The 21890-nt window shown below is 73.0% G+C and carries 18 protein-coding genes; 12 read left to right on the forward strand and 6 right to left on the reverse strand.

Going from position 1 to position 21890, the window contains the following annotated elements; genetic code table 11:
- The first annotated feature begins 82 nt into the window (after positions 1-82).
- The gene (locus NI26_RS03615; protein ID WP_158407729.1) at positions 83-766 is read left to right on the forward strand and encodes a hypothetical protein; all 684 of its coding nucleotides are present in this window, start codon (positions 83-85) and stop codon (positions 764-766) included.
- Positions 767-958: 192 nt separating this feature from the next.
- Here NI26_RS03615 and gndA read toward each other — a convergent pair whose 3' ends face one another.
- Positions 959-2431 (reverse strand): NADP-dependent phosphogluconate dehydrogenase, encoded by a 1473-nt coding sequence (gndA, locus tag NI26_RS03620; RefSeq protein ID WP_081984671.1) that lies wholly within the window; start codon positions 2429-2431, stop codon positions 959-961.
- A gap of 113 nt (positions 2432-2544) precedes the next feature.
- Between gndA and NI26_RS03625 the strand changes: the two genes are divergently transcribed.
- A complete protein-coding gene (locus NI26_RS03625) occupies positions 2545-3084 on the forward strand; it encodes a gluconokinase (protein ID WP_066652478.1) in 540 nt (179 codons plus the stop codon).
- Here the strand turns inward: NI26_RS03625 and NI26_RS03630 are convergent.
- Positions 3071-3316, reverse strand: coding sequence for an SHOCT domain-containing protein (locus tag NI26_RS03630; RefSeq protein ID WP_066652480.1), 246 nt, complete (start codon positions 3314-3316; stop codon positions 3071-3073). The two genes, NI26_RS03625 and NI26_RS03630, sit on opposite strands and share 14 nt — an antisense overlap.
- A gap of 216 nt (positions 3317-3532) precedes the next feature.
- Here NI26_RS03630 and NI26_RS03635 point away from each other — a divergent pair, with 216 nt between their 5' ends.
- Both NI26_RS03635 and NI26_RS03640 read left to right on the forward strand, forming a co-directional pair.
- Entirely contained in the window at positions 3533-4969 is a 1437-nt protein-coding gene (locus NI26_RS03635) for a sensor histidine kinase (protein WP_066652482.1), read from the forward strand.
- A complete protein-coding gene (locus tag NI26_RS03640) occupies positions 4966-5649 on the forward strand; it encodes a response regulator transcription factor (RefSeq protein WP_235426495.1) in 684 nt (227 codons plus the stop codon). The genes NI26_RS03635 and NI26_RS03640 overlap by 4 nt, the downstream gene beginning before the upstream one ends.
- Here the strand turns inward: NI26_RS03640 and NI26_RS03645 are convergent, their stop codons facing one another.
- The 4 genes from NI26_RS03645 to NI26_RS03660 form a co-directional block, all read right to left on the reverse strand.
- On the reverse strand, positions 5650-6273 hold the full coding sequence (locus tag NI26_RS03645) for a class I SAM-dependent methyltransferase (RefSeq protein ID WP_066652483.1): 624 nt from the start codon (positions 6271-6273) through the stop codon (positions 5650-5652).
- A gap of 204 nt (positions 6274-6477) precedes the next feature.
- Positions 6478-9885, reverse strand: coding sequence for an SdrD B-like domain-containing protein (locus NI26_RS03650; RefSeq protein ID WP_066652486.1), 3408 nt, complete (start codon positions 9883-9885; stop codon positions 6478-6480).
- Positions 9886-10105: 220 nt separating this feature from the next.
- Positions 10106-11545, reverse strand: coding sequence for a glucuronate isomerase (uxaC, locus tag NI26_RS03655; RefSeq protein ID WP_066657811.1), 1440 nt, complete (start codon positions 11543-11545; stop codon positions 10106-10108).
- A 135-nt stretch (positions 11546-11680) separates the two neighbouring features.
- Complete coding sequence (locus tag NI26_RS03660) at positions 11681-12721, reverse strand: LacI family DNA-binding transcriptional regulator (protein WP_066652489.1); 1041 nt, start codon at positions 12719-12721, stop codon at positions 11681-11683.
- Between the two features lie 143 nt (positions 12722-12864).
- Between NI26_RS03660 and NI26_RS03665 the strand changes: the two genes are divergently transcribed.
- From NI26_RS03665 to manD, 8 genes are all read left to right on the forward strand, one after another.
- Positions 12865-14217: an ABC transporter substrate-binding protein gene (locus NI26_RS03665; RefSeq protein WP_066652491.1), complete on the forward strand. Its 1353-nt coding sequence runs from the start codon at positions 12865-12867 to the stop codon at positions 14215-14217.
- Entirely contained in the window at positions 14217-15230 is a 1014-nt protein-coding gene (locus NI26_RS03670) for a carbohydrate ABC transporter permease (RefSeq protein ID WP_066652494.1), read from the forward strand. The genes NI26_RS03665 and NI26_RS03670 overlap by 1 nt, the downstream gene beginning before the upstream one ends.
- Positions 15227-16174, forward strand: coding sequence for a carbohydrate ABC transporter permease (locus NI26_RS03675; protein WP_066652496.1), 948 nt, complete (start codon positions 15227-15229; stop codon positions 16172-16174). The genes NI26_RS03670 and NI26_RS03675 overlap by 4 nt, the downstream gene beginning before the upstream one ends.
- A 125-nt stretch (positions 16175-16299) precedes the next feature.
- Complete coding sequence (locus tag NI26_RS03680; RefSeq protein WP_066652502.1) at positions 16300-17136, forward strand: sugar phosphate isomerase/epimerase family protein; 837 nt, start codon at positions 16300-16302, stop codon at positions 17134-17136.
- Entirely contained in the window at positions 17133-18317 is a 1185-nt protein-coding gene (locus NI26_RS03685) for a Gfo/Idh/MocA family protein (protein WP_066652507.1), read from the forward strand. Before NI26_RS03680 ends, NI26_RS03685 begins: the two co-directional genes overlap by 4 nt.
- A complete protein-coding gene (locus NI26_RS03690) occupies positions 18314-19186 on the forward strand; it encodes a sugar phosphate isomerase/epimerase family protein (protein WP_066652510.1) in 873 nt (290 codons plus the stop codon). The genes NI26_RS03685 and NI26_RS03690 overlap by 4 nt, the downstream gene beginning before the upstream one ends.
- The gene (locus tag NI26_RS03695) at positions 19183-20463 is read left to right on the forward strand and encodes a mannitol dehydrogenase family protein (RefSeq protein WP_066652516.1); all 1281 of its coding nucleotides are present in this window, start codon (positions 19183-19185) and stop codon (positions 20461-20463) included. Before NI26_RS03690 ends, NI26_RS03695 begins: the two co-directional genes overlap by 4 nt.
- A complete protein-coding gene (manD, locus tag NI26_RS03700) occupies positions 20460-21815 on the forward strand; it encodes a D-mannonate dehydratase ManD (protein ID WP_235426496.1) in 1356 nt (451 codons plus the stop codon). Before NI26_RS03695 ends, manD begins: the two co-directional genes overlap by 4 nt.
- Positions 21816-21890 lie beyond the last annotated feature (75 nt).

Here is a 21890-nt window from a genome sequence, read left to right on the forward strand (position 1 = left end):
CCCGCTCCGCGCCGGGTTCGTCGGTCGTGCGCCGCTCCGGGACAGCGCCGCCGACCGCGGCCGTGCGAGGATCGGGAGCGTGTTGGACCGACCAGACCGCGTGCCCAGCGGCCGCCGCGCGCACCGGCCGCGGACGCCGGGGAGCGCTGGCCGCCGGTTCGCGGTCCTGCGGTGGACCCTCGTCGGTGTCTGGACCGCGCTCGTCGTCAGCCGCATCGTGGTCGTGGCGGCAGCGCCGCAGACCGACCTGGCGTTCCTCGGCATCGCCGAGCTCGTCGCGATCTCCGTCGGCGTGGTCGGGCTCGTCGTCGCCGTCGTCCGCGCCCGCGCGATCCGTCGGCGACGCGCGGACGAAGCGCTCGCACTGGCCATCCGTCGCATCGACCCGACGGTCTGGCTGGTCCCCGCGGCGCCGACACCGGAACTGCGCCAGGACGTGCTGCGGGCCCGCCCCGAGGTCACCCTGGGCGAGCGCGTGACCTGGGCGTTCGGAGCCACCGAGGCGTCGCTCTGGGAACTCGAGGAGCGCCGGGCGACGCGGCTGCTCGTGATCCGCTGGAGCCGGATGGTGCACGTCGGGGTCGAGGACGTCCCGGGGGAGCGCGACGCGAGCGCCGTGGCGATGCACTACGTCCGACCGGACGACTCCGCTGCCGTCGCGACGTTCTTCGTCCGCTCGTCGCCCGGGTCCCGACGGCTGCTCGGACGGGGACCTCGGCTCGAGCGGCTCGTCGCCGACCTCGCGCGGGAGCGGATCGTGGCCTGACCGCGTCGCCCGTGTCCGGCCCCGGGGCCGAAGGGATCGACCGACCGGCCGCGGCAGCTGCCCCCTCCGGCCGGGCGGCAGCACGCCCCGCCGACCCGGCGGGAGCACGCCCCGCCGACTCTGCGGCAGCAGGCCCCGCCGACCCGGCGGCAGCAGGCCGCGCCGTCCGACGGGGCCTGCTGCCCGCCCGGGTCAGTGGGTGGAGGGTTCCTGCTCGACCTCGCGGCGGCCGTCCTCGGACCACAGCGTGTGGAACGTGCCGTCCTTGTCGACGCGCTGGTAGGTGTGCGCTCCGAAGAAGTCACGCTGCCCCTGGATGAGCGCCGCCGGCAGTCGATCGGACGCGAGCGAGTCGAAGTACGCCAGCGCGGACGAGAACCCCGGGGCGGGGATGCCGGACGCAGCGGCGATGCCGACGATGCGACGCCAGGCCGCTTCGCCCTCGGCGACGGCGTCCGCGAAGTACGGGTCGACCAGCAGGCTCTCGAGCGCGGGGTTCTTGTCGTACGCCTCGACGATGCGGTTGAGGAACTGGGCGCGGATGATGCAGCCACCGCGCCAGATCTTCGCGACCGCGCCGAGGTCGATGTCCCAGTCGTACTCCTTCGCCCCGGCGATGATGAGGTCGAAGCCCTGCGCGTACGCGACCACCTTCGACGCGTACAGCGCGGCCCGGACGTCGTCCTCGAACGTGTCGGGGACGTCGACCACGTCCGGTCGGTTCGTCACGGAGCGCTGGACGGCTGCGCGCTGCGACGGCTTCGAGGACACCGCGCGGGCGAAGACAGCCTCACCGATGCCGGAGACGGGGATGCCGAGCCCGACCGCGTTCTGCACCGTCCACACACCCGTGCCCTTGGACCCGGCCTCGTCACGGATGACGTCGACGAGCGGCTTCCCGGAGTCGGCGTCCTGCTGCTTGAGGACCTCGCCGGTGATCTCGATCAGGTAGGACTCGAGGTCGCCCTCGTTCCACTTCTCGTAGATCTGGACGAGTTCGTCGACCGAGTGTCCGCCGGCACGACGGAGCAGGTCGTAGGACTCGGCGATCAACTGCATGTCCGCGTACTCGATGCCGTTGTGGACCATCTTGACGAAGTGACCGGCGCCGTCGGTACCGATGTGCGTCACGCACGGCTCGCCCTCGGCCACCGCGGCGATCGACTTCAGGATCGGGCCGAGGGTCTCCCACGCCTCGTCCGAGCCGCCGGGCATGATCGACGGGCCCTTCAGCGCGCCCTCCTCGCCACCCGAGATGCCGGTGCCGACGAAGTTCAGGCCCTGCTCACGCAGGTCGTGCTCGCGGCGGATGGTGTCGTGGAAGTTGGCGTTGCCGCCGTCGACGATGATGTCGCCTTCCTCGAAACGGTCGGCGAGCTGCTCGATGACGGCGTCGGTGCCCTTGCCCGCCTGCACCATGATGATCGCGGTGCGCGGCTTCGACAGCGACGCGACGAAGCCGTCGATGTCCTCGGACGCGATGAACCCCATGTCGCCGTGCTCGTCCAGCAACTCCTGGGTGCGCGCGTAGGTGCGGTTGTACACCGCGACCGTGTTGCCCTCGCGCGAGGCGAGGTTGCGGGCCAGGTTCGACCCCATCACCGCCAGACCGACGACACCGATGTTCGCCGTGCCGCCGTCGTCGTGCTGTTCGTTGTCCGCCACCTGAGTCTCCTTCGTCCTGACGTGTCGCGGCCCACGGTACGACCGACACCTGGGGTCGGCACGGGGATCCGGTCAACTGGGGACGGGAAGCGGACGACCCGTACTGTGGAGGGATGACCGACCACGACGTCCTCCCGCCCGTGCTCGTGATGGGTGTCTCCGGCTCGGGCAAGTCCACGATCGGTCAGGCGCTGGCCGACGCGCTCGCCGAGCAGGGCCAGCCGAGCACGTTCGTCGACGCCGACGACCTCCACCCGGGCGCCAACAAGGAGAAGATGCGGCAGGGTACGCCGCTGACCGACGAGGACCGATGGCCGTGGCTGGACGCCTGCGCGGCACGGATCGCCGAGGTGCAGGCGTCGGGGCACCGGTGCGTGATGGCGAACTCCGCGCTGAAGCGCGCCTACCGCGACCGGCTGCGCAGCGCGGCACCCGACCTGGTGATCGCCTTCCTCGACGGCTCGCACGACCTCATCGCCGAGCGCCAGGCGCACCGCCACCACGAGTACATGCCGTCGTCGCTGCTCGACTCGCAGTTCGCGACCCTCGAGCGGCCCCAGCCCGACGAGACCGTCGTCGCGGTGTCCATCGAGGGGTCGGTCGACGACACCGTGGCGACGATCACGTCGGCGCTGGCGGTCACTTCCGGCTGAGCTCCGCGAGCCGCGAGCGGTACTCGTCCGCGTCGATGTCACCCCGGACGAACCGGTCGGCGAGGACGGCCCGGGCATCGGACCGCGCCCGCCAGCCGCCGCGGCGCAGGACGCCGAACACGACGGCGGTGGCCAGGAGCACCAGCAGGAAGAACGCCGGGAACAGGAAGAAGGGCGGCCCGCCGTGCCCGAGGGGGCCGACGGCGGCGAAGGTGGTGAGAGCGGTGTGCACGGTTGCCTCCTGGGCGGATCGTGTCGCCCGGTCGGGCGACGTTCCCAGCATCCGGTCCGGAGGCTCGTCCCGCGTCCGCCACGGAGGCCGACTCCCGCCTGCTCCCGCAGCCGTACGACCGGTCCTCCTGCACCGCCGACTACTCCCGTGGGAGTAGTCCACAGCTCCTGCCACGACCCGATGCCGTGCCGCCGAGGCGACCCTAGGCTCGGACGCATGCACCGCACCCCCACTGCCGCCGCCGAGGCGACCGACGACCAGCGAGACGGCGTCCGTCGCTTCGCCCGGTTCGGTCGGGTGCTGCCGGTCGCACTCGTGCAGATCGTGGGGACCCTGCTGGCCGCGCGCTTCCCGACCGGGCCGACCGACACCGTCGGCCCTCGCGGTGGCCCGCCCTGGGCGACCCACGTCCTCGGCTCCTCGATCGTCGACGCAGCGCAGCCGGGTCCGCTCGCGATCGTGCTGCTCATCGTCGGGGTGCTCGTCCTGCCGTGGCGCTGGCGGTGGCCGACGGGCGTCCTCGCCGTGACGCTCGTGACGACGATCGGCTACGCCCTGCTGGTCAGTCCGCGGGGGCCGTTCGTGGCCGCGCTGACGATGGCGGCGGTGAACGCGTGGCTGCACGGGCGCCGCACCGCGGTGGGTGTCGCGCTCGGACTGGCCGTCACGGTGCTGCCGACCGCCGACGAGTTCCTCGGCCGTGCACCCGCGCGGAACCTCGACGCGGTCGTCCTCGCCGTCGCCTGGGCAGCGGTGACCCTGTCCGTGGCGGAGCTCGTCCGCGTCCGTCTCGACCGCGTCGCGGACCGACGGCGTCGGCGCGCTGCCGCAGAGCAGGAACGCGCCCGTGACGAGCGCGTCCGCATCGCCCGTGAGCTCCACGACTCCGTCGCCCACAGCATGTCGCTCATCAACCTGCAGGCGGGTGTCGCGCTCCACCTGGGGTCCGCGCTCCCCGAGCAGACCCGCATCTCGTTGGCCGACATCCGTGAGACGAGCCGCGAGGCACTGGTCGAGCTGCGGACGATCCTCGGGGTCCTCCGGTCGGTCGACGGGTCCGGGGACCGGGTCGTTGACAGGACGGACGGACCGACCGGTGGAACGGCCGACCGCGGGTCCGCCGGGAGCGAGCCGCTCCCCGGCGCCGCGGACCGCACCCCCGTCCCGGGGCTCGACCGCCTGGCGGACCTGGTCGAGCGGGCACGCGCGGCCGGGGTCGACATCAGCGCGACGGTCGACGGTGACCCTGCACCGGTGGACCGGACCACGGACCGCACGGCCTTCCGGATCGTGCAGGAGTCGGTGACGAACGTGATGAAGCACGCTCCCGAGCACCGCGCCCGCATCGCGGTGCGGTTCGGACCGGAGATCGTGGACCTGTCGGTCGAGGACTCCCCGGCCCCGGACCGTGACCCGGCCGACGCCCGGGTCACGCCGCTGCTCGGACCGTCCGGCAACGGCATCATCGGGATGCGCGAGCGGGCCTCCGCCGTCGGTGGCACCCTGTCGGCCGGACCCACGCCGGACGGCGGGTGGCGCGTCGTCGCACGACTGCCCTCGACCGTCGCCGCGCGGTCGTCGGACGCGGCCGAGCACGAGCACGAGCACGAGCACGAGCACGAGGACGAGGACGAGGACGAGGAGCGATCGTGACGACCACCGACGAGGCCATCCGGGTCGTGCTCGTGGACGACCAGGTGCTCATCCGCGCCGGGCTCCGCGCCCTGGTCGACGCCGAACCGGGGATGACCGTGGTCGGCGAGGCCGGCGACGGTGACTCGGCCGTCGCGGCGGTCCGGCGTGAGCGTCCGGACGTCGTGCTGATGGACATCCGGATGCCGGGCACGGACGGGCTCGTCGCGACCCAGCGCATCTCGGCGGATCCGGACCTCGACGGCGTGCACGTGGTGATCCTCACCACCTTCGAGGAGGACTCGTACGTGTTCGAGGCGATCCGTGGCGGTGCGGCCGGCTTCCTCGTGAAGGACACCGAACCCGCCGAACTGCTCCGCGCCGTCCGTACCGTGCACGCCGGGGAGTCGTTGCTGTCGCCGGGTCCGACGCGCTCGCTCGTCGCCGCCTACGCAACGCACGCGAAGCCGTCCGCGCTGGCCCCGTCCCTCGACGTCCTCACCGACCGCGAGCGCCAGGTCATGCAACTCGTCGCCCTCGGCCTGACCAACACGGAGATCGCCGAGCGGCTCTTCGTCAGTCCGATGACCACGAAGACGCACGTCTCGCGCGCCATGATCAAGCTCGGTGCCCGCGACCGCGCGCAGTTGGTCGTCTTCGCCTACGAGACCGGGCTGGTCACTCCGGGATGGCAGCCGTGATCAGGCCCGGTGCGCGAGGACGGCCGCGTGCGGGCGCGCTCCGTCGTCGGAGCGTCGGTGCACGGCGTCGACCGTGAGACCCGCGTCCTCGATCGCAGCGACCATCCGCTCGACGGGCCATCGGTGGGCGGTCGTCACCGCGTGGTCGAACGGCTCGAGCGTCGGACCCTCGAAGAACCCGACGAGCAGCCCGCCCCCGGGTGCCAGGATCCGGCGGCACTCCGCGAGCGCGACCGGCACCCGGTCCGGACGGTGGTGCACGAGCGAGTACCAGGAGAGCACACCGCCGACACCGCCGTCGGACAGACCTGTCGCCTCGATCGTCCCGGTCCGGAAGTCGACCTCGGGAGCGGCAGCGCGCGCGAGCTCGACGAACCGCGGTACGGGCTCGATCCCGATGACGGCGTGGCCACGACGGTGCAGGTGCGCGGTCCAGTGGCCGGGTCCGCATCCCACGTCGAGCAGGAGTCCGTGCGTCGTGTCCGCCCAGTCCTCGACGAGCGTCCGGTCCTCGGGGTGGACGGCGTCCATGGACCCGAGGATCTCGGCGTACTCGTCCGCCCGGTCGTCGTAGGCCGCCACCACACGGGCGTCCGCTCGAGCTGCTGCGCTCGGGGCGCTCATCGAGGCAGGGTCCACGGGGCGACGCTACCGCCGACCGCCGACCGCCGACCGCCGACCGGCGACCGCCGACCGCCGACCGCAGCCGTACCGACGGGCGCACGACCGGGGCCGCTGCTGCCCCACGGTGAGCGGTGGACGCACGACAGCGGGGTCGAGCCACCCGGAGGTGACCCGACCCCGCCGTGCCGAGCGCCGGATGCCGGATCAGTCAGACGACCGACGGGACCGTCGTCGGCTGATGAGCACGGTCAGCCCGGGCACGAGGAGCGCGAGCGCCAGCGCCACCGCAGCACCGACGGTCGTCCCCGTGTAGGCGAGTCGGCCGGCAGACAGGGCCTGCGCCGCGACGGTCCGCTCGTGACCGCTGCCGATCGGCGCGTCACCACCCCTGGTACCGGCACCGGCGCCACCAGGACGGCCGCCGTCACCGTCACCGGGGTTCCCCGGGCCATCGGTCCCGTCGCCTGCCCCCGGGTCCCCGCCGTCGTCCCCACCACCGCCGTCCCCACCGTCGCCGGGTCCGGCCTCGACCAGGCCGGCATCGACGGTCGTGTCGCGGCGCACCCCCTCGAGCGCACCCTCCGCGCTCGTGACCCGGTCGATCGTGACCGCCGCGGTCTCGCCGTCCGGTCCGGCGTCGGAGTCGACCGCCGGGTCGTCGCCGACGTGCTCCTCGGTGAAGTGCATGCCGTCGGGCGCCCTGAAGTGCACGCGGTAGTCGCCCGGCCGCAGCCCGTCGAAGCGGTACCCGCCGTCGTCGTCGGTGGTCGTCCGCCGCTCGACCGCGTCACCGTGGTCGTCGGTCCCGGTGAGGGTGACGGGGACGCCACGGACGCCGGGCTCGTCGTCGTCCTGCAGGCCGTCGTCGTTCCGGTCGTCCCACACCCGGTCACCGATCATGCCGGCGACGACCCGGACCGTCGACGGGTTCGACTGCACCGGGAGCGCCAGGTCGGACGTCCGCAGGCCGAACCGGTTCACGTAGCGGTCGCCGTCGTGCGCGCCGCTCGTCGCGAGCACGAGCCGGTGCGTGACGGTCTCGCCGGCGGGGACCGGCGTCTGCCGTTCGATCCGGACGGCGGTCACCCGGTCGAGTGTGTCCGGGCAGCCGCTCGCACCGAACTCGTCCTCGGTGCACCAGTGGGTCGTACCGCCGGGCTGGTTGCTCGGGTCGGCACCGTCGGGGGAGACGTCGGCGGCCTCGGTGTCGGTGTACCGGACGACCTCACCGGCGTCGGGGTCGGTGGGGGCCGGCGCCGCGAGTCCGACGGTGCCGTGGAAGTCCGAGCCTCGTGCGTCTCCGTGGTGCGGGAGCACGTCGATCAGGTCGAGGCCGCCGATCGCGGCGTCGTCGGTGTTCGTGACGTCGAGGTCCCACTCCGGATCGTCGCCGGTCACGACGACGGGGGCAGGCGTGCGCTTCTCGACCCCGACCCCGCCGGTGGTGACGACCTCCAGGCCGCGCTCGGCGGTGCGCCAGCGCTCGTCGGACCGGTCGGCCGGTGACGCCACGGTCACCGTGTTGCTGATCGGACCGGCCGGCGCCGAGCGGTCGATCCGCGCCGTGTAGGTGATCGGGGTGATGCGGCTGTTCGGTTCCACGTCGTGCAGCGTCCAGGTCAGACGCTGGTGCTCCTGGCCGTCGGCACCCGGCACCGTGTCGACCTCGGGGGTCCTCGACGCACTGTCCTCGACGTACGAGGTGTGCGCGGGCAGGACGTCACGGACGGTCACGTCGGTGGGGCGACCGTCGGCGAAGCCGTTCGTCAGGGTCGGACGGAGCGCGTAGTCGACGGTGTTGCCGGGGACGACCGAGCTCGTCCGGTCCGGGGTGTCCGCAGCGTCGGAACCCGGATCGACGACGACCTTGCCGACGCGGACCAGGTCCTCGGTGAGCTCCACGCTGTCGGCCAGCCCGCCGGCACCGAGCCCGGGGTCCTGGTGGTCGTGCACCCACTCGGGCCGGTGGTCACCGAAGCGGGCGTGCCCGAAGTCGTACACGCGGGTCCCGTCGGGCGCGCGCTGCGTCGTCACCGTGGAGTACAGGCCGCCGCTCGCGCCGCCGGCCAGGTCGCCGGTGACGCGGACCGCCCCGACCGCCGCGATGCCGCCGGGGACCTCCGCCGGGTCGTCGAACCAGGGGCCGTCGCCGTCGTCGCAGGTGCGGACCTGGCCTGCCGCCGGTGACGCCATGTCGTACGCGGCGTACTGCACGTGCGCGTGCTCGAGGCCGCTCGACCACGCAGGAGCCCGCCCTGCCACCGTCGTCAGGCGCTGCGTCCGGCGGTCGAAGGTGTCGCAGAGCGCTGCGCCGCGGAAGGGTGCGAGACCGGTGTTCACCATCGTGACGTCACTGCGGAGTCGGGTGCCGCCCGTGGCCCACGGGTCCCCGTCCTTCGCCGATCCGGCGGTCACGCCGCTGCCGTCGCTCCCGAGGCGCCAGAGCCGCTTGCCTGCGCTGCCCGGTCCGAGTTCGACGAGGTTCCGCCGGGCGCTGTTGTCGGCCGTCGGCTCCGCGCCGCCGGGGAAGTTCGGGGTCCCGCTGACCGAGGTCGTCTGCAGCGGCGTGAAGGTGTTCACCGACTCGACGGACGTCGGCACCGACGGGGTGGGCATCCACAGCGAGATCCACCCGCTCACGACGTACGGCTTCGCGCCGCCGCTGATCGGGCCGCCGCCGATGTTGCGCCCCGGCATGCGCGCGGCGTCCGTCACGGCGCCGTGGATCGTCACGTCGACCTCGCCGCCGGGCGCTGCCTGCGTGCAGGTGACGGTGCCGGAGTCGGCCACGGCTCGGTCGCCTCCGCCGCGGCCGCCCGGCAGACCGCCGAACTGCACGCCGTCCTCGCCGTTGCGGCCGCAGGCGGGTCGACCGCCGTTCCAGAGCACCGCACCCGACGGTCGGTCGCCGAGCAGGTGGGACAGGTCGTCGGTGAAGTGCATGTCGCCCGTGCTCCGCTCGAAGCCGAGCAGGCCCTGCCCGGGGACGGGGGACTGCCAGTCGACGGTGATCGGGTAGCGCAGTTGCACGCCGGGGGTGCCGTCCGGCCCCGGCACGTCCGACCGCAGGGTCGAGCCCACCACGGCCTTGCTGAGGTTGTACCGCGGCGCGGCGGACACGACGGTCGTCGCCGACGTGACCGGTGCGGTGGGCTCGGCGTCGTCGGCGGTCGCGGTGCCCGTCACGGCGATGCGGTCACCGTTCCGCAGGTCCCCGGAGACGTCGAGCACGGCCGGCACGGCGACGGCGTGCCCCGAGGGGACGTCGCCGAGGTCGCAGGTGAGCCGCTGGCCCTCGACCGCCGACCCGGCACCCGTGCACGCGAGCGGGACCCCCGCCCAACCCGTGCCCGCCGGAGCGTCGAGGACGAAGCGCTCGTGGTGCGCGGTCCCGTCGCCGGCGTTCACCGTGACCCGGTACGTGACGGCGTCGCGGGTCCGGACGATGCCGTTCGCGGGACCCCGGTCCCCGCCCGGGCCGTCGTCCGGCGTGAAGGGCCCGCGGCCGTCGGCGGCGACCTCGACGGCCAGGCCGACCACCGCTGCCGGCGCGGTCGCGGCAGCGGCAGCACCGGCCGGTCCGAGCAGGACGGAGGGGACCGCGAGGGCCACTGCCCCCAGGGCGCCGACCGCGCGGCCGAGCGAGGGCGGCCCGTCGGGTCGGCCGGGTCGGCCGGAGCGGGCAGGGGCGGGCGAGGGAGGACGTTCGGACGACGGACGACGAGACATGGCGCTCCTCGGTCGGAGATCGGATGGACGACGGACGCCTCACCCTGACCCCGCCGACGCCGAAGGACCGAATACTCCGCATGTCACATGTTCGGCATCCCGCTCAGAGCTTGAACGTCGCCCGTGGGATGTCCGACACGATCCTCCGTGCCGTCCGCACCGCGTCCTCCTCGGAGAGCTGGTGCGACACCACGAGCGACGCCAGGTACGCCGCATCGGCCCGTCGTGCCATGTCGTGCCGTGCCGGGATCGAGCAGTACGCCCGGGTGTCGTCGATGAACCCGGAGGTCTTCGTGAACCCGGCGGAGTCCGTCACCGCCGCCCGGTAGCGGCCGATCGCCGCCGGGGTGTCGATGAACCACCACGGGGCGCCCGCGTACACGGCGGGGTAGAAGCCGGCCAGGGGGCCGATCTCGCGCGAGAAGACGGTCTCGTCCACGGTGAACAGCACGAGGTGGAAGCCGGGTGCGGTCCCGAAGGCCTCGAGCAGCGGCCGGAGCGGCTCCGTGAACGCGCCGACGGCCGGCAGGTCGTGGCCCGTGTCCGGGCCGAACCGCTCGAGGGTCGGCGTGTGGTGGTTCCGGAGCACGCCCGGGTGCAGCTGCATGACGAGGCCGTCGTCGACGCTCATCTCCGCCCACCGGTAGAGCATGTCGTGGCGGTAGGCGACCGCCTCGGCCGCGGTGACGCCCGACGGGCCCTGCATCGCCGCCGCGTGGATGCGCGAGCGCTCGGTCGCGGACAGCGGCGCGGATCCCGCGTCGAGCACGCCGGTGTCGGTGGCGGTCGCGCCGTGCTCGATGAAGTACCGGCGCCGGTCCCGGAGGGCCGCCAGCAGCCCGTCGTGGGTGCCCGTGTCGATGCCGGACGCCTCGCCGATCGACGCGACCACGTGCCTCCAGTCCGGGCGTGACGGGTCGAACACGGCATCCGCGCGGAAGGTGGGGAGCACCCGACCGGTGAAGGAGGGGTCGGCGGCGAGCCGTGCGTGCGCTGCGAGGTCGTCCGCGGGGCCGTCGGTGGTCGCGAGCACCTCGATCCCGAAGGAGTCGAACAGCGCGCGGGGTCGGAGCGCCGGCGTCGCGAGCGCGGCTGCGATGCGGTCGTACTGCGCGTCCGCGTTCGCGGCCGACGGCTGCTCGGTCAGACCGAAGACGTCGTGCAGCTCGGTCTCGAACCAGTAGCGGACCGGCGTGCCGGCGAAGTCGTCCCAGTGCTCGGCGAGCCGGCGCCAGACCTCCCGGCCGTCGGGGTCCGGGTGCGTGCCCGTCAGGTCGCGGCGACCCAGTTCCTGCAACCCGACCCCGTTCGCGTGCAGCAGGCGCAGGACGTAGTGGTCGGGCGTGACCAGCAGCGCAGCGGGGTCCGGGAACGGCTGGTCGTCCGCGATGAGCGCCGCGTCGACGTGCCCGTGCGGGGAGATGATCGGGGCGTCGCGGACCGCCTCGTAGACGGTGCGGGCGACCGAGCGCGTCCCCGGGTCCGCCGGGAACAGCCGGTCGGGGTGCGGTGCGAGCGGCGTGGTCGTGCTGGTGGAGGGCATCATCGGCTCCTTCGGGCAGGCGGGCGAGGTCGGGCGAGCGGGCGAGGTCGGGCGAGGGCGAGCGGGCGGGCAGGCGAGCGAGGTCGGGCGAGCGGCGGGTGGGCGGGCGGGCGGGATCGTGCGGCGGTGCGGGGATCAGCGGGGCCGCACGGGTGCCGGGCCCGTGGACCCCCGGACGGTCAGGTGGGTCGGCAGCGCGACGGCGCCCGACGGGTGCTCACCCGGCGGCTCGTCGGCCGGCAGCGCATCGAGTCGACCGAGCAGCATCCGGATCGCCACCCGACCGGCGCGCTCGATCGGCGACGTCATGGTCGTCAGGGGCGGGTTGCAGAAGTCGGCACCGAAGATGTCGTCGCAGCCGACCACGCTCACGTCCTCGGGCACGCGGACGCCCCGCTCCCGGAACCGCGTCAGCATCCCGATCGCGATGAGGTCGTTGAAGGCGATGCACGCGGTGGCCCCGGCGTGCACGGCGGCGTCGGCGGCGGCCGCTCCGGAGTCGACGAACGGCGCGTGCGGGCCGACGCGGGCGACCCGGACGCCCAGACGCCCCGCCACGCGGACGAGCGCCCGCCAGCGGCGTTCGTTCGACCACGAGCTGTCCGGGCCGGCCACGTAGAGCACGTCCCGGTGCCCGAGGGAGACCAGGTGCTGCACGGCCTGCTCGACGCCTCCGGGGGTGTCGATGAGGACCGACGGCACCCCGGCCGGGCGACGGTTCACGACGACGAGCGGGGTCCGCTCGGCGAACCGGGCGATCTGCGCGTCGGACAGGCGGGACGCCGTGAGCACGGCGCCGTCGGCCTTGCCGGCGACGGCACGCAGCGCCGCGACCTCGGCCTCGGCGGACTCCTCGGTGTCGACGAGCAGCTGCGTCCACCCGGCGGCGGAGAGCTGGTGCTGCGTGCCGCGGATCACGTCGAAGTAGAAGGGGTTGGTGATGTCCGACACCAGGACGGCGACCGCCCGGGTCCGTCCCGAGGTGAGCGCCCGGGCCTGCGAGTTCGCGACGTAGCCGAGCTCGCGGGCGACCTGCTGGATCCGCTGCTGGGTGTCGCGGTTGACCCGGTCCGGCAGCGAGAGCGCGCGGGACACCGTGGACGGGGCGACCCCGGTCGCGTCGGCGATGTCCCGGATGGTCACCCGCCGCGAGGTGTCCGTGTCTGCGCTGCTCACGAGGCGAAACTAGGCCGGCGTGGCAACAAGTGGCAACCGGTTGCCGGTTGTTGCCACGGCCGGGACAGTGGTGGCACGTCGGCAGCGCAGCCGCCGTCCCGGGCACCGTCGCCCGGGGGAGATGTCGAGGAGGACACCCCCGCATGAGCACAGGAAGACGCAGGACCCGCATCCTGGTCGGTGCCGCCGTCGTCGCCGTCGCCGCCCTCTCGCTGCAGGGCTGCGCGATCGTCGACGGCAGCGGCGACGACCCGGACACCCTCCGCGTGATGATGGGCGCGGACACCACCTACCCGAAGGAACGCGCGCAGTGGCAGCGGGAGACCGCCGCCGAGTTCGAGCGCACCACGGGTGCCGACATCCAGTGGGAGACCTACTCGACCCCGCAGGAGGAGCTCACCGCGATCCAGACCAGCGTCATCTCGGGCCAGGGCCCGGACGTCTACGCGATCGGGACGACCTTCACCCCGACCGCCTACGCCACCGGTGCCTTCGTCGAGATGGGGCCGGAGCAGTGGGACGCGGTCGGCGGCAAGGACCAGTTCGCACCGGCGTCCCTCGGCATCTCCGGTCCGAGCACGGCGGAGCAGATCGGGATCCCCTTCGCCAGCCGACCGTTCGTGATGGCCGTCAACACGGAGCTCCTCGAGCGCGCCGGGATCACGGACCTGCCGACGACCTGGGACGAGCTCACCGAGGACGCCCGGAAGACCACCGGCGACGGTACCTACGGCATGGCGATCGCCTACGCGGACGGCTTCGACCCGTGGAAGTTCGTGTGGGGCATGGCACAGAACGCCGGCAACACGATCATCGACGGTGGGAAGGCCGAGATCGACGCCCCCGCCGTCGAGCAGGCCTACCGCACCTACTTCGACTGGGTGACGGAGGACGGCGTGGTCGACCCCGCGGCGATCGGCTGGAACAACCCGCAGGCCCTCGCGCAGTTCGCCGACGGCAAGGCCGCGTTCTTCCCGATGACCACGACGACCTCCCTGAACTCGCTGCAGGGCTCGGCCGTCGACGGCAAGTACGAGTACGCCCTGCTGCCGACCGTGCCCCCGGGCGCGACCGAGCGTCCCGCCGACGGCATCGAGGCGGCGAGCATCCTGTCCGGGGACAACCTCGTCGTCGCCGACTACGGCTCGAAGCAGGACCTGTCGTTCGACTTCGTGCGGCAGGTGTCCTCGCCCGAGGCGCAGGAACGCTACTTCGAGCTGTTCGGGCAACTGCCGACGAACACCGTCGCGGCGGACCGCATCGCGCAGCAGAACCCCGACCTCGCCCCCATCGTCCGCGCCGGCGAACTGTCGAAGCCCACCGCCTTCACCGGCGCCTGGTCGGACGTACAGCTCTCGCTGGTCGACGTCGTCGTGCAGTCGATCCCGTCGCTGAAGCGCGGCGAGGTCAGCGACGACCAGCTCCGGAAGCGCCTCGCAGCGGCGCAGCGGGACGCCCAGGCATCGCTCGACCGCCAGAAGAACGGAGGGCTGTGATGACCACCACGCAGACCCGACCCCGCCAGGAGACCCCGCGGGAGGTCCGCCCGCACGGGACGACCCCGCTGTACCAGCGCGAGCGTCCGCTCTGGATGCTCCTGCCCGGCGGCGTCCTCATGCTCGCCGTCATCGTCGTACCGCTGCTCGTCGGCCTGTACATCGCGATGCTCGACCTCGACCAGTACACGCTGCGCCAGTGGTTCAGCGCCCCCTTCGTCGGGTTCGCCAACTTCGCCGAGGCCTTCACCGACTCGCCGCTCCTGCACTCGATCTGGATCTCGGTGTCCCTGTCGGTGCTCGTCACCGCGGTCACCGTCCCGATCGGTGTCGCCGCGGCGGTCTCCACGCAGAACCGGTTCCCCGGGCGCGGCCTGGTCCGGTCGATCTACCTCGTGCCGTACGTGCTGCCGGCCTTCGTCGTCGGGACGTTCTTCCGCACGATGCTCCAGCCGCAGGGCGTGGTGAACACCGTCCTCGGCACCGACGTCCTCTGGCTGAACGGCTCCGCGTCCTACTGGGCGCTCGCCGGCGTCATGGTGTGGACGAGCTGGCCGTTCGTCTACCTGCTCTCGCTCGCCGGACTGCAGGCGGTCGACAACGAGGTGCACGAGGCCGCCGCCCTCGACGGCGTGACGTGGTGGGCGAAGCTCCGCTACATCGTCTTCCCGTACCTGCGCGGACCGCTGAGCCTGGCGATCATCATCTCGATCCTGCACAACATCAACAACTTCACGCTGCCCTTCGTGCTCTTCGGCAACCCCCTGCCCTCGAGCGTCGAGGTGATGCCCGTCCTGACGTACATCGCGAGCTTCCAGTCGTTCCGCTTCGGCCTGTCCGCGGCGATGGCGATCTGCTCGCTGGTGATCGTCGCGATCCCGCTGTTCGTCTACCTCCGGGCCGTCAAGCTCGACACCGGAGACGACGCGGGCCCCACTCGGAAGCAGCGTCGCGCGGACCGCGCCCTGCTCGCCGCCCCGGCCGCTGCCGACCTCGAGGGAGCCCGCGCATGAGCGCCTTCAGCCAGACCCGCACCCGTCCGACCGCGACGCTCACCGAGAGCATCACCGCCGGTGGCGCGAAGCGCCCGAAGCGTCCGTACGACACCGACGTCACCCGGCTGCTGCCGCGGTGGCTGCTGGTCACCGTGATCGCGGTCCTCGTCGCGTTCATCGCCGTGCCGGTGCTGTACATCCTGTTCGGCTCGGTGAACTCGGACGTCGCGGTCGCCCGCGGCGAGTACTTCCCGTCCGAGTTCACGCTGTCGAACTACGTGGCGATCTGGGACACCGTGGCGCTCGGGCAGGGCCTGGTGAACTCCCTGCTCACCGCCGGTGCGGTGGCGGTCGCGAGTGCGGCGCTCGCCGTGTCCACCGCCTACGTGCTCGTCCGGTTCCGGTTCCTCGGCCGGCTGACGATCCTCCGCGGGCTGCTCGCCCTGCAGTCGATCCCCGGCACCCTGCTGCTCCTGCCCGTCTTCGTGGTCTTCGCCAACATCGCGAGCGCCACCGGCGTGCAGGTGATCGGCACCCGCTGGGGCCTCTTCGTCACCTACCTGACGTTCGCCCTGCCGTTCTCGACGTGGGTGATGGTGACGTACCTGCGCGGTCTGCCGAAGGAGCTCGAGGAGGCGGCCCGCATCGACGGCGCCTCGAGCACCCGCATCCTGCGGAGCGTCGTGCTGCCCCTCTCGTGGCCCGGCATCGTGGTCTCGGCGATCTTCGCCTTCCTGCTCGGCTGGAACGACGTGCTCTTCAGCACGATCATGACGACCCCGAACACCCGCACGGTCGCCGTGGTGCTGCAGGTGCTCGGCACCGCCCAGGAGGGCGGCGCCGTCCCGATCTACGGCCAGATGATGGCCGCGTCGATCGTCTGCGCCGTGCCGGTCGTCGCGCTCTACCTCATCTTCCAGCGCTACCTGGTCGGCGGGCTCACCGCCGGCTCCGTCAAGTGACCTGGTCGGCGGGCAGGACCCATCGAGGCCGCCGGCTCCGTCAAGGAGCGAACGCAACCACACGACGGACGGGAGGCGCGGTGCCGGCCCGCCACGCGCCTCCCGTCCGACAAGGAAGGAACACGATGACCCAGCCAACGTGGGAGCTCTCCGGCTTCGGCGACGAGATCGATGCCGACCCGGCCGTCCAGGTCGCGGTGCTGCAGGCGCTCGGCGCGAGCGCGATCGAGGTGCGCAGCGCCTGGGGCACCAACGTCGTCGACCTCGACGACGACCAGCTCGCCGGCCTCCACCGCCTGTTCGAGGAGCGCGGGCAGACCGTGTCCGCGATCGCCTCGCCGATCGGCAAGGTGGTCGTCGACCGGCCCGTCGAGCACGAGGTCGAGCGGCTGGGCCGCGCGATCGCGGCCGCGCACGCGCTCGGCACGACGAACATCCGGATCTTCTCGTTCTACTTCGACGGGCGCTCGGCGGACGAGGTGCGCGACGACGTCATGGTCCGGATGCGTGCGCTCGCCGACCTCGCCGAGCGCGAGGGCGTCACCCTGCTGCACGAGAACGAGAAGGACATCTACGGCGACGTCCCCGAGCGCGTGCTCGACATCGTCGAGAGCGTCGGGTCGAGCGCGCTGCGGCTCGCCTGGGACAACGCGAACTACGTGCAGTGCGGCGTCCGGCCGTTCACCGACGGCTGGGCGCAGCTCGCGCCGTACGTCGACTACCTGCAGGTGAAGGACGCCCTGGCCGCCGACGCGTCCGTCGTCCCGGCGGGGGAGGGCGACGGCGAACTGCTCGAGACCCTGACCGCCCTCCGCGACGCCGGCTACTCCGGGTACGCCTCCCTCGAACCGCACCTCAGCGACGTCACCTCCCTCGGCGGGTTCTCCGGCCCCGCGGCCTTCGGCCGTGCCGGACGGGCCTTCCGTTCCCTCACCGACCAGATCGGAGTCACCCTGCGATGAGCACCCCACTGAAGCTGGCGGTCGTCGGCGCCGGCGTCATCGGACGCCACCACGCCCGCGTCGCCGTGCAGCACCCGGACCTGCAGGTCGTCGCCCTCGTCGACGCCGTCCCCGCGGCCGCCACCGGCGCGGCGGACGAGATCGAGGCGACGGGCGCCGACCGGCCCGTCACCACCGCGACCGTCGAGGAGGCCATCGCGCAGACCGACATCGACGTCGTCGCGATCTGCTCCCCGTCCGGCATGCACGTCCAGCTGGCCGAGGCGGCGCTCGCCGCGGGCAAGCACGTCGTCATCGAGAAGCCGCTCGACACCACGATGCCCCGGGCGCGCCAGATCGCGGCGCTCGCCGCGGACGCCCGCTCCCGTGGGGTGACGACGAGCGTGATCAGCCAGCACCGCTTCGACCCGGCCTCGGTCGCGGTCGCGGGAGCCGCGCACGGTGGCGACTTCGGCACCGTGACCTCCGGCGTCGCGAGCGTCGCCTGGTACCGCTCGCAGGGCTACTACGACTCGGGCGACTGGCGCGGCACGTGGGCGCTCGACGGCGGCGGCGCGGTGATGAACCAGGGCGTGCACACCGTCGACCTGCTCGTCTGGGCACTCGGTCGTCCCGAGGAGATCTCGGCGCAGGTCGGGCTCCTCGCGCACGACCGCATCGAGGTCGAGGACACCGCGGTCGCGACCGTCCGGTTCCGCGGCGGCGCGCTCGGCGTCATCCACTGCACGACCGCCGCCTACCCGGGACTCTCCGCGCGCTACGCGGTGTACGGCACGCACGGTTCGGCGATCGTCGACGACGACCGGCTCGCGTACTTCCACGTCGCACCGGACGCGGCGACGCTCGAGTCCGCGTCGACCACGGCGAACGCCACCGCGGTCGCCGACGCCGTCGACCAGAAGCACGACGTCGTCCCGCCGGAGCACGTCGTCGGCGGCCCGCCGGAGCCCGACCACTTCGCCGCGGGGCACGCCCGCCAGTACACGGACATCGTCGCCGCGATCCGCGAGGGGCGCGACCCCGGCGTGACCGTCGACGACGCCCTCGTGTCGCTCGCGACCGTCCGCGGCCTGTACGTCAGCGCGACCCTCGGGCAGCCGGTCCGGATCGACGACGTCATCGAGGGGAAGTACGACGACGTCGAACCGGTCGTCGCTCCCCGGGAAGGAGCAGTCCGGTGAAGTTCTCCGTGTTCACCGCGTCCACGCCCGACTGGACCCCGTCGCAGGCAGCCGACACCCTCGCCGAGCAGGGCTGGGACGGCATCGAGTGGCGGATCGTCGACGACCGCACCGAGGACGGCTCGTCCGGCTTCTGGGCCGGCAACCGGTCGACCTGGCAGTTCACCGGCATCGCGGACCGGGTCGGCGAGATCGCCCGCACCACCGCCGCCGCCGGCCTGCAGTACTCGGGCATCGGCGGCTACCAGCCGGTGTCCGACCACGAGGGCGTCGAGACGATGCTCCGGGTGACGAGCGAACTCGGCGCCCGCCAGGTGCGCGTCACCATGCCCTGGTACCAGCGGGAGCGCGAGCGGACCGGCGCCACCTACGGGGAGCTCTTCGACCGCACGCGCGCCGACCTCGAGTGGGCGGCGGTGCGTGCTGCCGCGCTCGGTGTCAAGGCACTCGTCGAGCTGCACCACATGACGATCACCCCGTCCGCGTCGGCCGCGCTCCGGCTCGTCGACGGGCTCGACCCCGAGCACGTCGGCGTCATCCACGACCTGGGGAACCTCGTGATCGAGGGGCAGGAGGACCACCTCGCGGCCTTCGAGCTCCTCGGGCCGTACCTCGCCCACGCGCACGTGAAGAACGCACGGTGGGTCGACACCGGCGAGACCCGGGCCGACGGCAGCCGGATCTGGCGGAACGAGTGGGCACCGCTGCGCGACGGCCAGGCGTCGGTGTCCGAGTACCTCGACGCCCTGCGACGGCACGGGTACGGCGGCTGGGTCACCATCGAGGACTTCTCGACCGACCTGCCGCTCGCCGAGCGCACCGCCGACAACCTGGCGTACCTGCGCTCCCTGGTCCCGGTGACCGCATGAGTCGGCGCCCCGGCATCGCCCACCTCGGCATCGGCGCGTTCGCGCGCGCCCACCTCGCCTGGTACACGCAGCACGCCAGCGGTGATCCGTGGGGGATCACCGCCTTCACCGGGCGCTCGCCCGGAGCAGCCGATGCGCTCGCCGGGCAGGACTGCCGGTACACGCTGGTGACGCGAGCGGCCGACGGTGACACGGCCGAGGTGGTCGACTCGATCGTGGCGGCGCACCCCGGCGGCGACGGCACGGCCTGGAGGCACGTGGTCGCGTCCCCGGGGACGACCATCGTCACGCTGACGGTCACCGAGGCCGGCTACCGCGCCGACGCCGACGTGCCGGCCCGGTTGGTCGACGGGCTCGCCGCACGCCGGGCCGCCGACGGCGGACGCATCGCCCTGGTGTCGCTCGACAACCTGACGCACAACGGCGCCGTGCTCCGCGAGGCGGTGCTGGGGGCGACGGACGACCCGGCACTCCGGTCGTGGATCGAGTCGTCCGTCGCCTTCCCGTCGTCGATGGTGGACCGGATCACGCCGGCCACCACCGCCGCCGACCTCGACGAGATCGGCGACCTGCCCGGGGCGTTCGACGGCGACCGTGTGCCCGTGGTCACGGAACCCTTCGCCGAGTGGGTGCTCGAGGACGTGTTCGACGGCATCGACCGCCCCGAGTGGGAGACCGCCGGCGTCCGGCTCGTGCCCGACGTCACCCCGTACGAGCAGCGGAAGCTCTGGCTGCTCAACGGGGCGCACTCGCTCCTGGCGTACCTCGGCCTGCTGCTCGGCCACGACACCGTGGCGTCGGCGATGGACGACCCACGCTGCCGGACCGCCGTCGAGCAGCTCTGGGACGAAGCCGCCGCCGAACTCCCGCTGCCGGCCGACGAGGTCGCCGACGCCCGGGCCGCGCTCGTCGAGCGGTTCGCGAACCCGCGCATCCGGCACACCCTGCGCCAGATCGCGTCCGGCGGCTCGCAGAAGCTGCCCGTCCGCGTCGTCGACGTCCTGCGTCGGCGACTCGAGCGCGACCCCGACGCCGGGGTCGGCCCGGGAGCCGCGACCCTGCTCGCCGCCTGGTGGGTGCACTGCACCACGCAGGCCGAGCTGGTGGACGACGCCGGAGCACCCGGGCCAGACTCGGACGTGCACGACGTCCTGGGGGTCGTCGCGCCCGACCTCGACACCACCCCAGTGGTGGCCGCCGTCACCGCGGCCGCCGAACGCATCCGCGCCGCCGCGGCACCAGCACGCGGCCCCGTCGACGAAGGAGTCCACGCATGACCGACACCGGCACCACGAACCCCGCTGCGCCCGTCCCCGGCGCTGCCGACGGCGGCGGGGCGACGGACCCGACCGCCGGCCGACCGGACACCTGGGCGTCGGCCGACCGCGGACAGCTCATCGACCGGGCGGAGGTCATCGTCACGAGTCCGGACCGCAACTTCGTCACCCTGCGGATCACCACCGCCGACGGTGTCACCGGGCTCGGCGACGCCACCCTCAACGGCCGCGAGCTCGCCGTGTCCGCGTACCTGTCCGAGCACGTCGTCCCGCTGCTCGTCGGGCGGGACGCCAGCCGCATCGAGGACGCCTGGCAGTTCCTCTACCGCTCGTCGTACTGGCGCCGGGGCCCGGTCACGATGGCCGCCATCGCGGCCGTCGACATGGCGCTGTGGGACATCAAGGCCAAGGTCGCCGGGATGCCGCTCTACCAGCTGCTCGGCGGGGCGTCGCGCACCGGACTCATGGCGTACGGCCACGCCTCGGGCAAGGAGCTCCCGGAGCTCTTCGACTCGATCCGCGAGCACCAGGAGGAGGGCTACCGGTCCATCCGCGTGCAGACGGGCGTCCCCGGGCTCGAGAGCATCTACGGCATCGCGTCGAACCGGACGACCGAGGGCAACGCCGGCGTCCGGTACGACTTCGAGCCGGCACAGCGCGGTGCGTTCCCGGCGATGGAGGACTGGGACACCCGTGCCTACCTGCGCCACGTGCCGACCGTGTTCGAGGCCGTCCGGAACGAGTTCGGGCCCGAGCTGCCGCTCCTGCACGACGGCCACCACCGGATGACCCCGCTGCAGGCGGCCAAGCTCGGCAAGAGCCTGGAGCCGTACGACCTGTTCTGGCTCGAGGACTGCACCCCCGCCGAGAACCAGGAGGCGCTCAAGCTCGTCCGGCAGCACACCACCACGCCGCTCGCGATCGGCGAGGTCTTCAACACGATCTGGGACTTCAAGGACATCATCCGCGACCAGCTCATCGACTACGTGCGCGGTGCCGTGACCCACATGGGCGGCGTCACCCCGCTGCGCAAGACGATGGACTACGCCGCGATGTACCAGATCAAGTCCGGGTTCCACGGGCCGACGGACATCTCACCCGTCGGACTCGCCGCGCAGATGCACCTCGGGATGGCGATCCACAACTTCGGCATCCAGGAGTACATGCAGCACGGACCGAGGACGAACCAGGTGTTCCGGCAGACGTTCACCTTCACGGACGGGTACCTGCACCCGGGCGACGAGCCGGGCCTCGGCGTGACGCTCGACGTGGACGAGGCGGGGAAGTACCCGTACGAGCAGGCGTACCTGCCGTTCAACCGCCTGGCCGACGGCACCGTCCACGACTGGTAGTCCGACGCCGGACCGGCGGGGGACCCCGCCTCCGCCCCCGCCCCCGCCCCCGCTTCCGAGCGGGCGACCTGCGGC

The sequence above is a fragment of the Curtobacterium sp. MR_MD2014 genome, from assembly GCF_000772085.1.
GTDB lineage: Bacteria > Actinomycetota > Actinomycetes > Actinomycetales > Microbacteriaceae > Curtobacterium.

What these genes read in the sequence shown, in the direction of transcription:
- NI26_RS03625 (WP_066652478.1), top strand. Translation starts at nt 2,545, where the DNA reads ATGACCGACCACGACGTCCTCCCGCCCGTGCTCGTGATGGGTGTCTCC.
- NI26_RS03635 (WP_066652482.1), top strand. Translation starts at nt 3,533, where the DNA reads ATGCACCGCACCCCCACTGCCGCCGCCGAGGCGACCGACGACCAGCGA.
- NI26_RS03645 (WP_066652483.1), bottom strand. Translation starts at nt 6,273, where the DNA reads ATGAGCGCCCCGAGCGCAGCAGCTCGAGCGGACGCCCGTGTGGTGGCG.
- uxaC (WP_066657811.1), bottom strand. Translation starts at nt 11,545, where the DNA reads ATGCCCTCCACCAGCACGACCACGCCGCTCGCACCGCACCCCGACCGG.
- NI26_RS03665 (WP_066652491.1), top strand. Translation starts at nt 12,865, where the DNA reads ATGAGCACAGGAAGACGCAGGACCCGCATCCTGGTCGGTGCCGCCGTC.
- NI26_RS03670 (WP_066652494.1), top strand. Translation starts at nt 14,217, where the DNA reads ATGACCACCACGCAGACCCGACCCCGCCAGGAGACCCCGCGGGAGGTC.
- NI26_RS03675 (WP_066652496.1), top strand. Translation starts at nt 15,227, where the DNA reads ATGAGCGCCTTCAGCCAGACCCGCACCCGTCCGACCGCGACGCTCACC.
- NI26_RS03680 (WP_066652502.1), top strand. Translation starts at nt 16,300, where the DNA reads ATGACCCAGCCAACGTGGGAGCTCTCCGGCTTCGGCGACGAGATCGAT.
- NI26_RS03685 (WP_066652507.1), top strand. Translation starts at nt 17,133, where the DNA reads ATGAGCACCCCACTGAAGCTGGCGGTCGTCGGCGCCGGCGTCATCGGA.
- NI26_RS03695 (WP_066652516.1), top strand. Translation starts at nt 19,183, where the DNA reads ATGAGTCGGCGCCCCGGCATCGCCCACCTCGGCATCGGCGCGTTCGCG.
- manD (WP_235426496.1), top strand. Translation starts at nt 20,460, where the DNA reads ATGACCGACACCGGCACCACGAACCCCGCTGCGCCCGTCCCCGGCGCT.